This is a genomic window from Rhizobium sp. 25PS6, assembly GCF_032464655.1.
GTDB lineage: Bacteria > Pseudomonadota > Alphaproteobacteria > Rhizobiales > Rhizobiaceae > Rhizobium > Rhizobium laguerreae.
In genome coordinates, this window is record NZ_JAWDIV010000001.1 from 336,926 (window position 1) to 350,167 (window position 13,242).

At 61.4% G+C, this 13,242-nt stretch carries 13 protein-coding genes; 4 read left to right on the forward strand and 9 right to left on the reverse strand.

The features are described 5' to 3' along the window. Nucleotides 1-16 precede the first annotated feature (16 nt). From RWK44_RS01520 to RWK44_RS01540, 5 genes are read right to left on the reverse strand one after another with little or no spacing between them, the layout of a single operon-like run. Nucleotides 17-742, reverse strand: coding sequence for a YesL family protein (locus RWK44_RS01520; RefSeq protein WP_221946461.1), 726 nt, complete (start codon nucleotides 740-742; stop codon nucleotides 17-19). 20 nt (nucleotides 743-762) lie between these two features. After that, nucleotides 763-1,872: an ABC transporter ATP-binding protein gene (locus tag RWK44_RS01525; RefSeq protein WP_221946460.1), complete on the reverse strand. Its 1,110-nt coding sequence runs from the start codon at nucleotides 1,870-1,872 to the stop codon at nucleotides 763-765. Nucleotides 1,873-1,887: 15 nt separating this feature from the next. Further along, the gene (locus RWK44_RS01530) at nucleotides 1,888-3,060 is read right to left on the reverse strand and encodes a glycoside hydrolase family 88 protein (protein ID WP_168280987.1); all 1,173 of its coding nucleotides are present in this window, start codon (nucleotides 3,058-3,060) and stop codon (nucleotides 1,888-1,890) included. Between the two features lie 4 nt (nucleotides 3,061-3,064). After that, nucleotides 3,065-3,901 carry a carbohydrate ABC transporter permease gene (locus RWK44_RS01535; RefSeq protein WP_011649417.1) on the reverse strand — a complete coding sequence of 279 codons (837 nt, stop codon included), beginning with the start codon at nucleotides 3,899-3,901 and terminating at the stop codon, nucleotides 3,065-3,067. Then, nucleotides 3,898-4,884, reverse strand: coding sequence for a carbohydrate ABC transporter permease (locus tag RWK44_RS01540; RefSeq protein WP_221946459.1), 987 nt, complete (start codon nucleotides 4,882-4,884; stop codon nucleotides 3,898-3,900). Before RWK44_RS01540 ends, RWK44_RS01535 begins: the two co-directional genes overlap by 4 nt. A gap of 131 nt (nucleotides 4,885-5,015) precedes the next feature. Between RWK44_RS01540 and RWK44_RS01545 the strand changes: the two genes are divergently transcribed. Further along, on the forward strand, nucleotides 5,016-6,812 hold the full coding sequence (locus RWK44_RS01545) for a heparinase II/III domain-containing protein (protein WP_316028267.1): 1,797 nt from the start codon (nucleotides 5,016-5,018) through the stop codon (nucleotides 6,810-6,812). A gap of 124 nt (nucleotides 6,813-6,936) precedes the next feature. Further along, a complete protein-coding gene (locus RWK44_RS01550; RefSeq protein WP_027664707.1) occupies nucleotides 6,937-7,764 on the forward strand; it encodes a carbohydrate-binding protein in 828 nt (275 codons plus the stop codon). On the opposite strand, the gene RWK44_RS01555 is transcribed toward RWK44_RS01550, so the two are convergent. The 3 genes from RWK44_RS01555 to RWK44_RS01565 form a co-directional block, all read right to left on the reverse strand. Further along, on the reverse strand, nucleotides 7,759-8,769 hold the full coding sequence (locus RWK44_RS01555) for a GlxA family transcriptional regulator (protein WP_221999661.1): 1,011 nt from the start codon (nucleotides 8,767-8,769) through the stop codon (nucleotides 7,759-7,761). The two genes, RWK44_RS01550 and RWK44_RS01555, sit on opposite strands and share 6 nt — an antisense overlap. Then, nucleotides 8,766-9,344, reverse strand: a complete 579-nt coding sequence (locus RWK44_RS01560; protein ID WP_206105844.1) for an isochorismatase family protein — start codon at nucleotides 9,342-9,344, stop codon at nucleotides 8,766-8,768. The genes RWK44_RS01555 and RWK44_RS01560 overlap by 4 nt, the downstream gene beginning before the upstream one ends. A 192-nt stretch (nucleotides 9,345-9,536) precedes the next feature. Continuing rightward, nucleotides 9,537-10,265 carry a FadR/GntR family transcriptional regulator gene (locus RWK44_RS01565; RefSeq protein WP_131662844.1) on the reverse strand — a complete coding sequence of 243 codons (729 nt, stop codon included), beginning with the start codon at nucleotides 10,263-10,265 and terminating at the stop codon, nucleotides 9,537-9,539. A gap of 202 nt (nucleotides 10,266-10,467) precedes the next feature. Here RWK44_RS01565 and RWK44_RS01570 point away from each other — a divergent pair, with 202 nt between their 5' ends. After that, nucleotides 10,468-10,644, forward strand: a complete 177-nt coding sequence (locus RWK44_RS01570) for a hypothetical protein (protein ID WP_165504395.1) — start codon at nucleotides 10,468-10,470, stop codon at nucleotides 10,642-10,644. An 18-nt stretch (nucleotides 10,645-10,662) separates the two neighbouring features. Here the strand turns inward: RWK44_RS01570 and RWK44_RS01575 are convergent, their stop codons facing one another. Continuing rightward, entirely contained in the window at nucleotides 10,663-11,670 is a 1,008-nt protein-coding gene (locus RWK44_RS01575) for a LacI family DNA-binding transcriptional regulator (RefSeq protein WP_131662690.1), read from the reverse strand. Between the two features lie 206 nt (nucleotides 11,671-11,876). On the opposite strand from RWK44_RS01575, the gene RWK44_RS01580 reads away from it, so the two are divergent. After that, on the forward strand, nucleotides 11,877-13,199 hold the full coding sequence (locus tag RWK44_RS01580; protein ID WP_316028268.1) for an alpha-L-fucosidase: 1,323 nt from the start codon (nucleotides 11,877-11,879) through the stop codon (nucleotides 13,197-13,199). The last annotated feature ends 43 nt before the right edge of the window (nucleotides 13,200-13,242 follow it).

Here is a 13,242-nt window from a genome sequence, read left to right on the forward strand (position 1 = left end):
CTCTGGATCAGTTGTTTTATAAAGCGTCTCGTGCATGCGGTTCGCGGTGCGGCTGCGTTGCGTTTGGCAGGTCTAGAACCATCACCGCCGCCCGATGGACGCCGAATGCGACGGCGAACATTCCGAGTGAAAAATTGAAGGTTGCCGGCATGAACACCGAAACCGGATAGAAGAGGATGTGCGCCAGCCAGAGACCGGCGGCGAAGGCGAGCGCGGCAAGCGCCGGGAGCGGACGGATGACCGAGGCGAGCGCGGCGAGGCGCAGCAACCTCAGAGCCGGCAGATCGCGCATCACCATCAGAATGACGAGATGGCAGGCGAGGACCGCGATGAAAGCGGTGGCGACGAGCACAATCATCAGCGGTGCGCTCAGCAACAGATTGTCGCGTGCGCCCGCGGCATAGGTGACGATCGCATAGAGGCCGATTGCGACGGTTCCGCCCAACGCCAGCCCCCAGGCGGTGGCGCGCCAGAAGTAGCGCAGAAAGGCTTCCGTGAAGTCCCGCAGCAGATAGGTGTTGCGATCTTCGACAAAAGACACCGAGACCCGGGCCATGGCGGCGAGCGCTGCCGGCAGCGTCACGACGAAGAGGGCCGCCAGGATGAAGAGGATGTTCAGCTTGACCATCTCCCACCACTCGCGGACGAGGATCTCGGCGAACAGGGCAAGGCCGGCCTTCTTCGGCGCATCCTTCGGAATGCCCGGTCCCTCCCTCGTCCACATGTCCCGCAACCACTGCATAGCCGTCTCCCGCAGGCGTTTCAGTATAGAATCGAGCGCTCCGTTTCCTTGTCGAATAGCTGCGCATTGGTCATATCGGCGACCAGCGTCGCTTCCTCGCCGATATCGGGCCGGTAGCGCGGTGAGACACGGGCGATGAGATTGCGCCCGCCCGCCACCATGTTCAGGTGCACTTCCGATCCCATCGGTTCGGCAAGTTCGACGATCGCCTTGAGGGGCGCCAGGTTCTCCGGTGCGATGTCGGCAGGCGGCAATTCGTGAAAATTCTCCGGACGGATGCCGAGCACCAGTTCGCGGCCCTCGTAGGGGGCGATCCTGTCCTTATCGAAATGGGCAGGCAGTGGCAGTTCCCGGCCGTCGAAGACAGCGACGTAGCCGTCGCCCCGGCGCAGAATGGTTGAGGGCAGCATGTTCATCTGCGGTGCGCCGATGAACCCAGCGACGAACATATTGACGGGCCGGTCGTAAAGGTTCTGCGGCGTATCCACCTGCTGGATGTGCCCGTCCTTCATGACGACGATCCGGTCCGCCATGGTCATGGCCTCGACCTGGTCGTGGGTGACGTAGATGAAGGTGGCGTTGAGGCGCTTGTGCAGCTTGGTGATTTCGGAGCGCATCGTCCCGCGCAGCTTGGCGTCGAGGTTGGAAAGCGGCTCGTCGAGGAGGAAGACCGCCGGATTTCGCACCATGGCGCGGCCGAGCGCGACGCGCTGGCGCTGCCCGCCCGAAAGCGCCTTCGGCTTGCGGTTCAGCAGATGAGAGATGTCGAGGATCCTTGCGGCATCCTGCACCTGCGCATCGATGAAGTCGCGCGACACCTTCCTGAGCTGCAGGCCGAAAGCCATGTTCTTGTAGACGGTCATATGCGGATAGAGCGCATAATTCTGGAAGACCATGGCGATATCCCGATCCTTGGAGGGAACGTCGTTCATGACGTCGCCGCCGATCCTGAGCTCTCCGCCCGATATCTCCTCGAGGCCGGCGATCATCCGCAGCGTCGTCGATTTGCCGCAGCCGGAGGGGCCGACCAGAATGATGAATTCCTTGTCCGCGATCTCGAGGTCGATGTCATGGACGACGGTGAGCGCACCGTAGCTCTTGTTCAGCTCTTTAAGCGAAATGCTGGCCATCGGGTTCTCCTGAATTCACCAGTAGGAAGACCAGTTGCGCGAAAGGCGCGTCAAAGCTTCCATGTAATAATAATCTCCCCAGGAGACGCATTCATCGACACCCTCGCCGCGGCAGGTGTTGAACGGCGATTTCTTCGAATAGGTGGCGTGCAGCACTAGGCCGTTGGAGACGGTGGGGTCCTTGACCGCATAGTGATCCGCAAGGCTCTTCATCATGCGGCGCGCCAGCATGCGATAGCGTGCTGCCGGTTCCGGCTCGACGAGATCGGCCATCTCCAGAAGGCCGCAGGCGGTGATCGATGCCGACGAACTGTCGCGCGGCTCGCCGTCGCCGTCCGAAAAGACGAGATCCCAATAAGGCACCATGTCGGCCGGCAGCCGGTTGAGATAGAAGGCGAGCAGCCGGTCGAAGGTCCGGCGATATTCCTCGATCCGCTCATAACGATAGGACAGCGCCATTCCAGCGATTGCCCAGGCCTGTCCGCGCGCCCATGCGCTGTCGTCCCTGTAGCCCTGCTTGGTGGCGCCGCGCACCGGCGCTCCGGTGACCGGGTCCATATAGAAGGTATGATAGGTGGAATCATCCGGCCGAACCGAGTTTGCAAGCGTGGTGCGGGCGTGAATGAGCGCGATCTCGCGGTATTTCGGATCGCCGGTCTCGCGGCTCGCCCAGTAGAGAAGCGGCAGGTTCAGCAGACAATCGATGATGTAGCGGTATTCCTCCGCCACCCCCTTGCGGCCCCAGGCCTGGATGAATTGGCCGACGGGCTGGAATCGCTCGATCAGCTGGTCGGCGGCGAGGATCGCCGCCTTGCGGCCATCCTCGTCTCCAACGAGCTTCCAGGCGGCGATGCAGGAGGGCGAATAGAGAAAGCCCATATCGTGATGATCCGTCTCGATGCGGTTCTCGATCCGATGCAGGAACGACTGGACCTGGACCTGCGCGGCATCCCGGAAAACCGCCTCGCCGCTATGCTCGAAAGCGAGCCACAGCTCACCGGGCCAGAAACCTGCGGTCCATTGGTCGTTCGCCACCGCGCGATAGAAATTTCCGACACTCGAATGGTTCTGCGAGGCATGGGTGAATTGGGGGAGGTTGCGCCTGATCTGCTCGACGGCAAGATCGAGCGCAGCTTTGACCTCCGGATCGGCGATCGGCTGCGGGGCGACGGACGAGACGGCGTTCATGGATTTAACCCTTCAGTCCCGTCGAGGCGATGCCCTCGACGAAGAAGCGCTGGAGAGAGAGGAAAACGACGAGAACCGGAATGAGGGCGACGACCGAGGCCGCCATGATGAGCCCGTATTCGGCCGAATATTGCGAGATGAACATGCGCAGGCCGATCTGGACGGTCTTCAGCTCGGTCTTGGTCAGGTAGATCATCGGCCCGAGAAAATCGTTCCAGGTGGTGACGAAGGTGAAGATCGTCAGCGTCGAGAGCGCGGGCTTGGACAGCGGCAGCATGATGCGCGCCCAGATCTGGTACTCGTTCATGCCGTCGATGCGGGCCGCCTCGCAGAGCTCGGTCGGGATCGACATGTAGAACTGCCGCATCAGGAAGACGCCGAAGGCGGTGAAAGCCTGCAGGCAGATCAGCGCCAGATGGGTGTTGTTGAGGCCGAATTCACGCATCAGCAGGAATTGCGGCACCATATAGACCTGCCAGGGCATGGCGATGGTGGCGATGTAGCCGAGGAACAGGGTGTTCTTGTAGGGGAAATTCAGCTTGGCGAAGGCGTAGGCGGCAAAGCTGGAGGTCAAAAGCTGCAGCAGCGTGACGATGATCGTCAGCTTCGACGTGTTGTAGATGAACAGCGCAAGCGGGATCTTCGTCCAGATATCCACGTAGTTCTGCCATTGCGGCTCGGACGGTATCCACTCGATCGGGAAGGCGAAGACGTCGCGGCTGAGCTTCAGCGATGCCGAAAGCATCCAGGCAAAGGGCATCAGCATGATGAGCGTGACGGCGATGACGATGGCGTAGATCGCGACCGATCTGACGGTCACCTTGCGTCCTGCGATCCTCATGCCTCGTCCTCCCTCTGGCGCCGGAACTGGAAGACAGTGACGGCAAGCACGAGGAAGAACAGCACGAGCGAAACCATGCTCGAATAGCCGAGATCCCAGGAAATGAAGGCCTCGTTGTAGATGTGGTAGACGAGGACGAGCGTCGAGGTGCCAGGCCCGCCCTGGGTGATCATGTAGATCTGGTCGAACACCTTGAAGGACTGGATCGTCAGCATCACGGTGACGAAGAAGGTCGTCGGCCCGAGCTGCGGCACGGTGACATGGATGAACTTCTGCCAGGCATTGGCCCCATCGAGATCGGCGGCCTCATAGAGCTCCGAATTGATGCCCTGGAGGCCGGCCAGATAGATGACCATGTAATAGCCCATGTTCTTCCAGATGCCGAAGAGGATCACCGTCACCATCGCCCAGTGGCGATCGGCCGCCCATCCCGGCATGTTCTTCGGGTCGAGACCGAGTGTGTAGAGGATCATGTTCACCGGTCCCATCTCGGGATTGAAGATCATGTTCCAGACGACCGCGACGGCCACCAGCGAAGCGACATAGGGAAAGAACATTGCCGTGCGGAAGAAGTCGCGCCCGGCGATCTTCTGGTTGAGGAGAACGGCGAGGCCGAGCGCGCAGATGAGCGTCGCCGGCACGGAGGCGACCGTATAGATCACCGTGTTCCAGAACGCCGCGATGAAGGCCTTGTCCTCGAAGAGCCGCCAGAAATTGTCCAGCCCGGCGAATGTGATCGCATTCGAGCCGTCCCAATGCATGAAGGCGAGCGCGAAGGCGAACAGGATCGGGCCGAGCGTGAAGACGGCAAAGCCGATGAAATTCGGGGCAATGAAGGAGTAGGCGACGAGCGCGCTGCGTATCCTGCGCTGCCGCTTGGACAAGACCGCGACTTTTCGGCTTGAGATTGCCGGAGCGCCATCCGTCGCGATGACCGAATTCGATATGGACACCGATGCCTCCTCTTCCTCCCGCAACCACATAGCACATATCCGGTATTGGTCAAACAAGTTCTGAATAGGTCATACGAATTTCATGGAAAGCGCAGAACACATATGATAGGTGAGCATGAAGACCAAGCGCTCATCGATGCTTTTCCAGTGCGGGGAGGGACATGTTCAGCGAGATTTCAAAGGAGCTGCCGGATGTGCTGGGCGATTTCACGCCCGGGGCGGTCGCCTCCGATCGCTCCAGATGGAGCTCCGTGCCGCAGGCGGTACGGGAACTGGTCATTGGCGAGGCCGAAGAGACGCTTGAGCGCGCCTTTCCGCTGATCACGGCGTCGGACTACCGGGAATTCACGGCGACGGGCAACCGCGCGCGCTTCGAGGCACTCTATTTCACGCGCCGCCGGATGCTCAACAATCTGGTGCTCGGCGAACTCATCGAAGGCAAGTCGCGCTTCCTGCCGAAGATCGTCGACGGCATCTTCCTGATCGCGGAGGAAAGCGGCTGGCAGCTTCCGGCGCATAACGCCTATGAACGAAGCGGCGCACGCTTGCCGCTTCCCGACAATTCGCAGCCGGTCGTCGATCTCTTCGCGGCCGAAACGGCGGCGCTGCTTGCCACCATCGTCGCATTGCTGGGCGACGAGCTCGACGACATCAGCCCCGAGATTACGGCACGCGTCGAGCGCGAGATCGAGATCCGCATCCTCTCGCCCTATCTCGCCCGGCATTTCTGGTGGATGGGCCGCGGCGAAGAGCGGATGAACAACTGGACGACATGGATAAGCCAGAACATCCTATTGACGGCCTTCTCCCTGAAAACAGATCAACCCACGCGTCACGCCGTCGTCAAAAAGGCGCTCGGCAGCCTCGACGCCTTCCTGACAAACTATGCCGAAGACGGCGCCTGCGAGGAGGGCGTGCTCTATTACCGCCACGCCGCGCTCTGCCTGCATGGTGCTTTGACCATTCTGGATAGGGTGGCGCCGGGCCTGTTCGGCCGATTTTGGCAACAGCCGAAGATCCGCAACATGGCTGAATATATCGCTCACATGCATGTGGCCGGCCGCTATTATTTCAATTTCGCGGATTCTTCCGCGGTGGTCGAACCCTGCAGTGTGCGGGAATATCTGTTCGGACAGGCGGTCGGCTCTGAGATGCTGGCTAAGTTCGCAGCGGCCGACAGGGCCGCTTCCGGCAATCCGCACCTGCCGGGGGAATGGAACCTCTGGTATCGCGTGCAGGAACTGCTGGTCGGCCCGACGCTTCCCGCTGCCGCCGGGCCGCATCCCGCATCCCGACGCGATATCTTCTATCCCGGCATCGGCCTGTTCATCGGCCGCGACGAGCAGTTTTCGCTTGCCGTCAAGGGCGGCAACAATGGCGAGGGCCACAATCACAACGATGTGGGGAGCGTGACGCTCTACAAGAACGGACATCCGTTCCTGATCGATGTCGGCGTCGAGACCTATGCCGCAAAGACCTTTTCGGCGCGGCGCTACGAGATATGGACGATGCAGTCGGCGTTCCACAATCTGCCGACATTCGCAGGCGTCATGCAGTCCGCCGGCGAAGCTTTTGGCGCGCGCGATGTCGAGGTCGGGTTCGACGAAGGGAGCGCGCGCATATCGCTCGATATTTCAGACGCCTATCCCCCCGAAGCGCAGTTGCACAGCTATCGGCGCGTCGTTTCCCTGCTGCGCGGCCGCCATGTCGAGATCGTCGACACCTATGACGGGGGCAAGCCGGCGGTCCTGTCGCTGATGACATGCCTGGCGCCGACCGTCAGCCCGGACCGGATCGATCTGGCAGATCTCGGCAGCATTTTCGTCGACGGCGCCGGCGAGATCGAAATCGACGAGATCGTCGTGGAGGACGCCCGGCTGAGATCGGCCTGGCCCGAGAAAATCTATCGGCTGCGCGTGAGCTTTGCCGGCAGGCTGCTGAGATTGCGAATCGTCTAGAACAGGATGATTTCAGGCCGGGTCGGCCTAAAATCTGAATCCTGTTCTAAATTAAATAGTTAGAGCATGATGTCGTCCGAAAACCGCTCACACTTTTCGGCATCATGCTCCGGGGAGGGCGAGCATGGAATTGACACTGAAGATCGTGGATGCCGATGGGGCGGTGCTGGCGCGTTCCACAGGCCGGGACGAGACGTTCCTGGTCTATCGCCAGAGCTATTGCGAAGGCGATCGCGTGGTCGTGGAGGTCTCCGAGCCCGGACATGTCTTCCTCTCCCTTGATGGCGCGATCCAACCCGGCCTGGTCTATATGAAGGAATGCGCCTATTCACTCGCCGTACCCTTCGGCGATAAGCGCAAGCCCTATTCGCCGAATGCCTTCAGGGGCGATATCCACCGGCTTTCAGCGCGAAGCATACGCCCTGACGAGATTGTCCATCGGCGCAATCTCGCCCTCAACCCCTGGGACGATCACGCCAATCGAGCTCTGTTTCCGCATGCGCGCGCCAATGTCGAGACCCGCGGCGAAGCGGTCTTCGCCGCGCGCAACGCGATCGACGGCGAAAAGGCCAATGACGATCACGGCTTCTGGCCCTATACGAGCTGGGGAATCAATCGCGATCCGCAAGCAGCACTGACGGTGGAATTCGGCAGGCCGGTCAGGATCGACGAGATCGTTTTCTATCTTCGGGCTGACTTCCCGCATGATTCCTGGTGGGAGGAGGCTAGCGTCACCTTCTCGAACGGCAGGACCTCCTGCTTTCCGCTGGTGAAATCGGGCGCCGCCCAGGCCTTTCCGATAGAGCCCTGCATCATCGAATGGGTGGAACTGCACGGCCTGATCAAGGCCGGGGACGCCTCGCCCTATCCGGCGCTGACCCAGATCGAGATCTGGGGAACGGAAGTGCCGGAGACCGGGCTCAGCCGGTCCGCCCTTCCTATCGCGCTATGAGCCTGTAGACAGCCTTGCCCGTGCCGCGCTCGGCGGGCCGTCGTTCAGACGGTTCCAGGCGCGGCGGAGCTGCCGCGCCGAGCCGAAGCCGGCGCGCATCGCGACGGCCTCCATGTCCAGCCTTGAACCGGCGAGCATCTCGCGGGCAAGGGCCACGCGCATAAGGTTGACGAAATCCGTCACGCTCATGCCCGTCTGCTCGTTGAACAGCCGTGAAAGGTTGCGCGGGCTGGCGCCGCTGAACCGGGCGAGCGACGCCACCGACCAGTCCTCAGACGGATTGGCGGCCACGGCATCCTGTGCGCGGTGAATGACTGGGTGGATATGGTTGCGACCTTCGAGCCAGGGCGAAAGCTGCGGATCCGAGCCGCCGCGCCTGAGATAGACGACAAGATATCGCGCCACCGCAAGCGCACACGCGTGCCCCGCCGCTTCGGCAACGATATGCAGCATGAGGTCTATGCCGGCGGTGATGCCGGCACTCGTGAGGCGATCTCCATCCTCGACATAGAGCCGGTTGTCCCGGATGCGCGCGGTGGGAGCGAGCCTCGCCAGATCCTCTATGCAGCCATGATGGGTGGTGCAATCACGGCCATCGAGCATGCCTGCCTCGGCAGCGAGCAATGCGCCCGAGCAGATCGAGACCAAACGAATTCCCGGAAGAATGGCGCGCTTCAGCCATGCGACGATGGCAGCCTGGTCGGCGCGTTCCTGTTCGTCCCACGGGCGGTTGTTTTCCATAGGTGCATCGGCGCTGCCGGCAATGACGACAAGCGCAGCATCGGGCAAGCGCTCCGGTAACGCGGCGACGCCCGTAACGGCAAGACCGATCGAACTGCCGACCGTCGCTGATGGGCCGATATAGGTGACGGTAAAACGCACCGTGCGCTGTTCGAGGTTCGCCTTGCGCAGCACTTCGATCGGGCCAGCGACATCGAGCAGCAGCACGCGCGGCGGCACGACGACGAAGACCGGAATATCGATGGGCTGCGCGGCGTCGGTCATGCGGCGAGAGCCTTTCCGCTCCCCGCCAGGGCCTGTTCGACGGTCGCGATCCGAGCGAAGCGGCCCGCCAGGACCAGCTCGGTCCGGTCGCGGATTTCCTTGGCGCTCCAGGTGCGTCCTGCGGTGTCGGTCATCGGGAAGGTCAGGGTCGCCTCGCCGATATAGTCGACTTGATAGCCGAGATCCGAGGCATGGCGGGTCGTGGTCTCGCAGCACTGTTCGGTGCGGATTCCGGAGACGAGGATATGACGGACGCCATTCTCGGTCAGCCACACGTCGAGACCGGAGCCGACCAGGGCGCTATGGCGCCTCTTCCTGAACGTCGCCTTGGGAGCGATCCTGAGTGGGGCGAGTGTGCTGACGAACCCGGATGCTTCCGAAAACGGCCCGTTTTCATCGACATGGAAGATCTGGATGATGGGTATTCCATCGGCTTCCGCGCCATCGATCAGAGCCTGCTGACGATCGATATAGGCGGAAGCGAGGTTTTCATCCCAATAATCGCGGTGTCGGAAGGATTCCTGGGCGTCGATAACGAGAAGGACTGTATCATGGCCGGACATTTTTTGCTCCATGCAGGTTGATCATGAAGTCATATTCGACGATGTGAAGACAGGGGAAAATGCGCGCGCCGGACAAATAGCGGACAATTCGCGCCAATAGCTGCCCTGGGGGCGGCCTTGCGCCAAGAGCCTCGGGCCACATCCGTCGCCTGCCGGCCGTGCTCACATAATCGGTCCGACTTCCACGCAATTCCGGTTCGGATGTCAGCTCGTAAAGCTTCGCAGATCTCTTAGCAGGTTGCGGTACCTGGCCTGGCTGCCGACCAGATGGTCGCGCATGGCGTTTCGGGCGGCCTGATCGTCTCTGTCAGAGATGGCGACGACGATTGCCTCGTGCTCCCTGTGGATCAGCTTTCGATAGGCGGTCTGTTCGGCCGTCCTCGATTCCGGAACGAGCCTCGACTGCGGGATGATCGCCGAGCCCTGCGATTCCAGGAACTGCCTGAACAGCGGATTGTTCGTGGCTTCGGCGATCGCGGCATGGAGTTCGAGATCCGCATCGCGAATGGATTGATCAGTCTCGATGCATTGGAGGACTTTCCGATGACATTCGAATATCGCCTCCTCCTGTGCCGGCGAGCGGCGCAGGGCTGCAAGGCCCGCCGCCTCGATTTCGACAGGTGTTCTGATCTCGAGTACCTCAAGATCGGAGGCGACGCGGGCTTTGTCGACTTTCCGTGCGGAGAGCGCCGGATCGGCACCGAGCACGAAAATCCCCGCTCCCTGGCGCACCTCGACAAGCCCGTCGGAGCGAAGTGCGGCCACCGCCTCGCGCACGACGGTGCGGCTGACGCTGTGCGTTTCGGTCAGCTCGTGTTCACTTGGAAGCTTGTCGCCGGCGGAATACTGACCGCTCAATATAGCTTGCCGGAGGCTTTCGCCGACCTGTGAGACCAGCGACCCTGAGCCTTTGCTGCGATCCTTCACCTGCATAGCCACGCCTAACCCCGCATCGGCTCTTGATCCGCAATGCCGTTCGAACGCGCGGCATTGCGAAATTCACGATTCATCACACATGTATGACAAATTTCTTCATCGTTCAATGGACGAACGACCGGCCGCTTGTTTCTTGATTGATTTTGCATATGACCAGTATTGGCAGCTATGATCCGGGAACGACGACGAGGAAGCTTCGATGGGGACCAATTTGCCGGCCACACATATTCCGCTGCCGCCTGCGCAGAAGCAGCGCCGGCGTATGACGCTAGAGGCGATGGCCGATGTGGACGAGGGCAATGCCGTCGATCACCGGTCGGTCCAGGCTTGGGCCGATAGCCTCGATGGCGACAGGCCGGTTTCGCTGCCTCTGTGATGAAGTTCAGGCAAACACTCAGAGCCGCCTGGTCGACTCTCCACGCACGAATCTCGGCGTCAGAATGAAGTCTTGCGGCGGCGCGGCGGCGCCCTCCGGGCTTGCTATTCTTGCCAGGAGGCGCTGGGCCGCCAATTCCCCGAGCTTCTGCGCATCCTGCACCACCATGGTGATGCGCGGCGTGATGACATTGCTCCAGGGCACGTCGTCGACCATCGCCAGCGACACGTCGTCAGGGCAGCGGAAGCCCATCTCCTGCATCACCTGCAGTGCTGCGAGGCCCGTCATGTTGTTGGCGCCGATGATGGCGGTCGGCCGGTCGCGGCGCGTGAGCAGGCGCATGGCCTGCACATGGCCTCCGGTTCTGGTGTAGCCGCCTTCGACCACCAGCGAAGGGTCGATGTCCACGCCGGCGCCGGCCATCGTGTTGATGAAGCCCTTCAGGCGTTCGTCGGCAGTGTGCAGGCCGCTCGGACCGGAGATGAAGCCGATGCGCCTGTGACCGAGCTGCAGCAGATGTTCCGTCAGGATGGTGGTGGTCAGCGGGTTGTCGGAGCCGACAAAATCGCGTTCGGCGCCTTCCAGCTTCTGGTCGAACATCACGATCGGGGTTTTGAAGTCGCGCAGGAACGTGGCGTACTCCTCGCCGCGCCCGTTTGCCGCCAGCGCAATGCCGGCGATCTTCTGCGCCTCTAGCCGCTCCAGCAGCGCCCGTTCGAGATCAGCCCTGCCGGAGGAGTCGGCGATCAGGACGAAATAGCCGTGATCGAGCGCCTGGTGCTCGATCTCTCGACGGATGTCGCCGAAGAACATGTTGCCGAGATTGGCCGAAACGAAACCGATCAGCGAGCTGCGTCCGCGCGCCAGCGTCTGGGCCACCGGGTCGATGCGGTAACCGGTCGATTTTATCGCCTGCTGGATGCGGTCGAGCGTCTCGGCGCCGACCCGCTTCGGGCTGTTGAGCGCAAGCGAGACGGTCGAGATGGAAACTCCCGCAAGGCGCGCTACGTCTCGTATCGTGGTCATGTCTGTCGAACCGGTTCTAATGCCTTGTTATGTCCGATTTTATTGGTTGGCGCAACATTCATGCTTCAAATCAGTTGTTTCGTCGGGTTTCCTTAGTGATTTTGTGGTCGCGAATTTCGACTTGACAGACATTGGATCAGGCGAGATGATCATTTACCGAACCGGTTCGATATGATGTTGAACCGGCAAACAGGGAGGAGAAACCTGTGACGAGTTCGGAACGCCAGCCGGAAAATCCGGCATCGGGAGGGGCGGAGAAACACGCCTGGTTCAGCCAGGATCGCCTGGGCATGTTCATCCATTGGGGCCTCTATGCTTTAGGAGCCCGGCACGAGTGGTTGAAGAACCGGGAAGAGCTGACCGACGACCACTACCAGCGTTATTTCGACAATTTCGATCCCGATCTCTACGACCCCAAGGAATGGGCGCGGCGAGCCCGTCTTGCCGGCATGAAATATGTCGTGGTGACGACCAAGCATCATGAGGGCTTCTGCCTGTGGGACAGCAAGGTGACGGACTACAAGGCGCCGAACACGCCCTGCGGCAAAGATCTGCTCACGCCGCTGGTCGAGGCGTTCCGCGCCGAAGGGCTGAAGATCGGCTTCTACTATTCGCTGCTTGACTGGCACCATCCCGATTTCCCGATCGACGTTCACCATCCACTGCGCAACCATCCCGACGCCAAGGCGCTGAATGCCGGCCGTAACATCGCCAACTACGCTGCCTATATGCGCGAACAGGTGCGCGAACTTCTGACCGGCTTCGGCAGCATCGACATCATCTGGTTCGATTTCAGCTATCCCGGGCGCGACTATCATGGCCTGCCCGGCAAGGGGCGCGCCGATTGGGAGAGCGAGCGGCTGGTCGAGCTGGTGCGCGAGCTGCAGCCCGGCATCATCGTCAACAACCGCCTCGATCTGCCGTCCGGTACCCTGCCCGACGTAACGACACCGGAGCAGTATACGCCGCGTGTGGCCCCCGCCATCGCCAGCCAGGGGGTGCTCTGGGAAGCCTGCCATACCTTCAGCGGCTCCTGGGGGTATCATCGCGACGAAGATACCTGGAAAAGCCCGGAACAGATCATCCAGCTGCTCATCGATTCCGTCGCACTCGGCGGCAACCTCCTGATGAATGTCGGCCCGACCGGCCGCGGCACGCTCGATGCGCGCGCCATCGGGGCGCTCGAGGTCTATCAGAACTGGATGGCCGTCAATGGGCGTTCCATCTACGGGGCAGGGCCATCCCGCTATCCGGCGCCGGCCGGCTGCCGCTACACCCAGCGCGGCAACCGCCTCTATCTGCATGTCTGCAACTGGCCCTACCGCCACATCCATATCGAAGGTCTTGCCGACAGGATTGTTTATGCGCAATTCCTGCATGACGCCAGCGAAGTGCGCTGGCTCAGCCAGACGAAGGAAGTGGATTCCAACATCGGCGTGATGGTGCCGGAAGGCATGATCACGCTCGAACTGCCGGTCCGGCACCCGGACGTTACCGTGCCGGTGATTGAGATCATCCTCAAGGCGTGAGCTCGATCGCACTCGCGTGTCCTTTGCGTTCATGGAGGGAGGA

Bases quoted from the DNA above. Each gene is read 5' to 3' on its own strand.
- RWK44_RS01520 (WP_221946461.1), bottom strand. From the start codon at position 742: ATGCAGTGGTTGCGGGACATGTGGACGAGGGAGGGACCGGGCATTCCG.
- RWK44_RS01525 (WP_221946460.1), bottom strand. From the start codon at position 1,872: ATGGCCAGCATTTCGCTTAAAGAGCTGAACAAGAGCTACGGTGCGCTC.
- RWK44_RS01530 (WP_168280987.1), bottom strand. From the start codon at position 3,060: ATGAACGCCGTCTCGTCCGTCGCCCCGCAGCCGATCGCCGATCCGGAG.
- RWK44_RS01535 (WP_011649417.1), bottom strand. From the start codon at position 3,901: ATGAGGATCGCAGGACGCAAGGTGACCGTCAGATCGGTCGCGATCTAC.
- RWK44_RS01540 (WP_221946459.1), bottom strand. From the start codon at position 4,884: ATGTGGTTGCGGGAGGAAGAGGAGGCATCGGTGTCCATATCGAATTCG.
- RWK44_RS01545 (WP_316028267.1), top strand. From the start codon at position 5,016: ATGTTCAGCGAGATTTCAAAGGAGCTGCCGGATGTGCTGGGCGATTTC.
- RWK44_RS01550 (WP_027664707.1), top strand. From the start codon at position 6,937: ATGGAATTGACACTGAAGATCGTGGATGCCGATGGGGCGGTGCTGGCG.
- RWK44_RS01555 (WP_221999661.1), bottom strand. From the start codon at position 8,769: ATGACCGACGCCGCGCAGCCCATCGATATTCCGGTCTTCGTCGTCGTG.
- RWK44_RS01560 (WP_206105844.1), bottom strand. From the start codon at position 9,344: ATGGAGCAAAAAATGTCCGGCCATGATACAGTCCTTCTCGTTATCGAC.
- RWK44_RS01565 (WP_131662844.1), bottom strand. From the start codon at position 10,265: ATGCAGGTGAAGGATCGCAGCAAAGGCTCAGGGTCGCTGGTCTCACAG.
- RWK44_RS01570 (WP_165504395.1), top strand. From the start codon at position 10,468: ATGGGGACCAATTTGCCGGCCACACATATTCCGCTGCCGCCTGCGCAG.
- RWK44_RS01575 (WP_131662690.1), bottom strand. From the start codon at position 11,670: ATGACCACGATACGAGACGTAGCGCGCCTTGCGGGAGTTTCCATCTCG.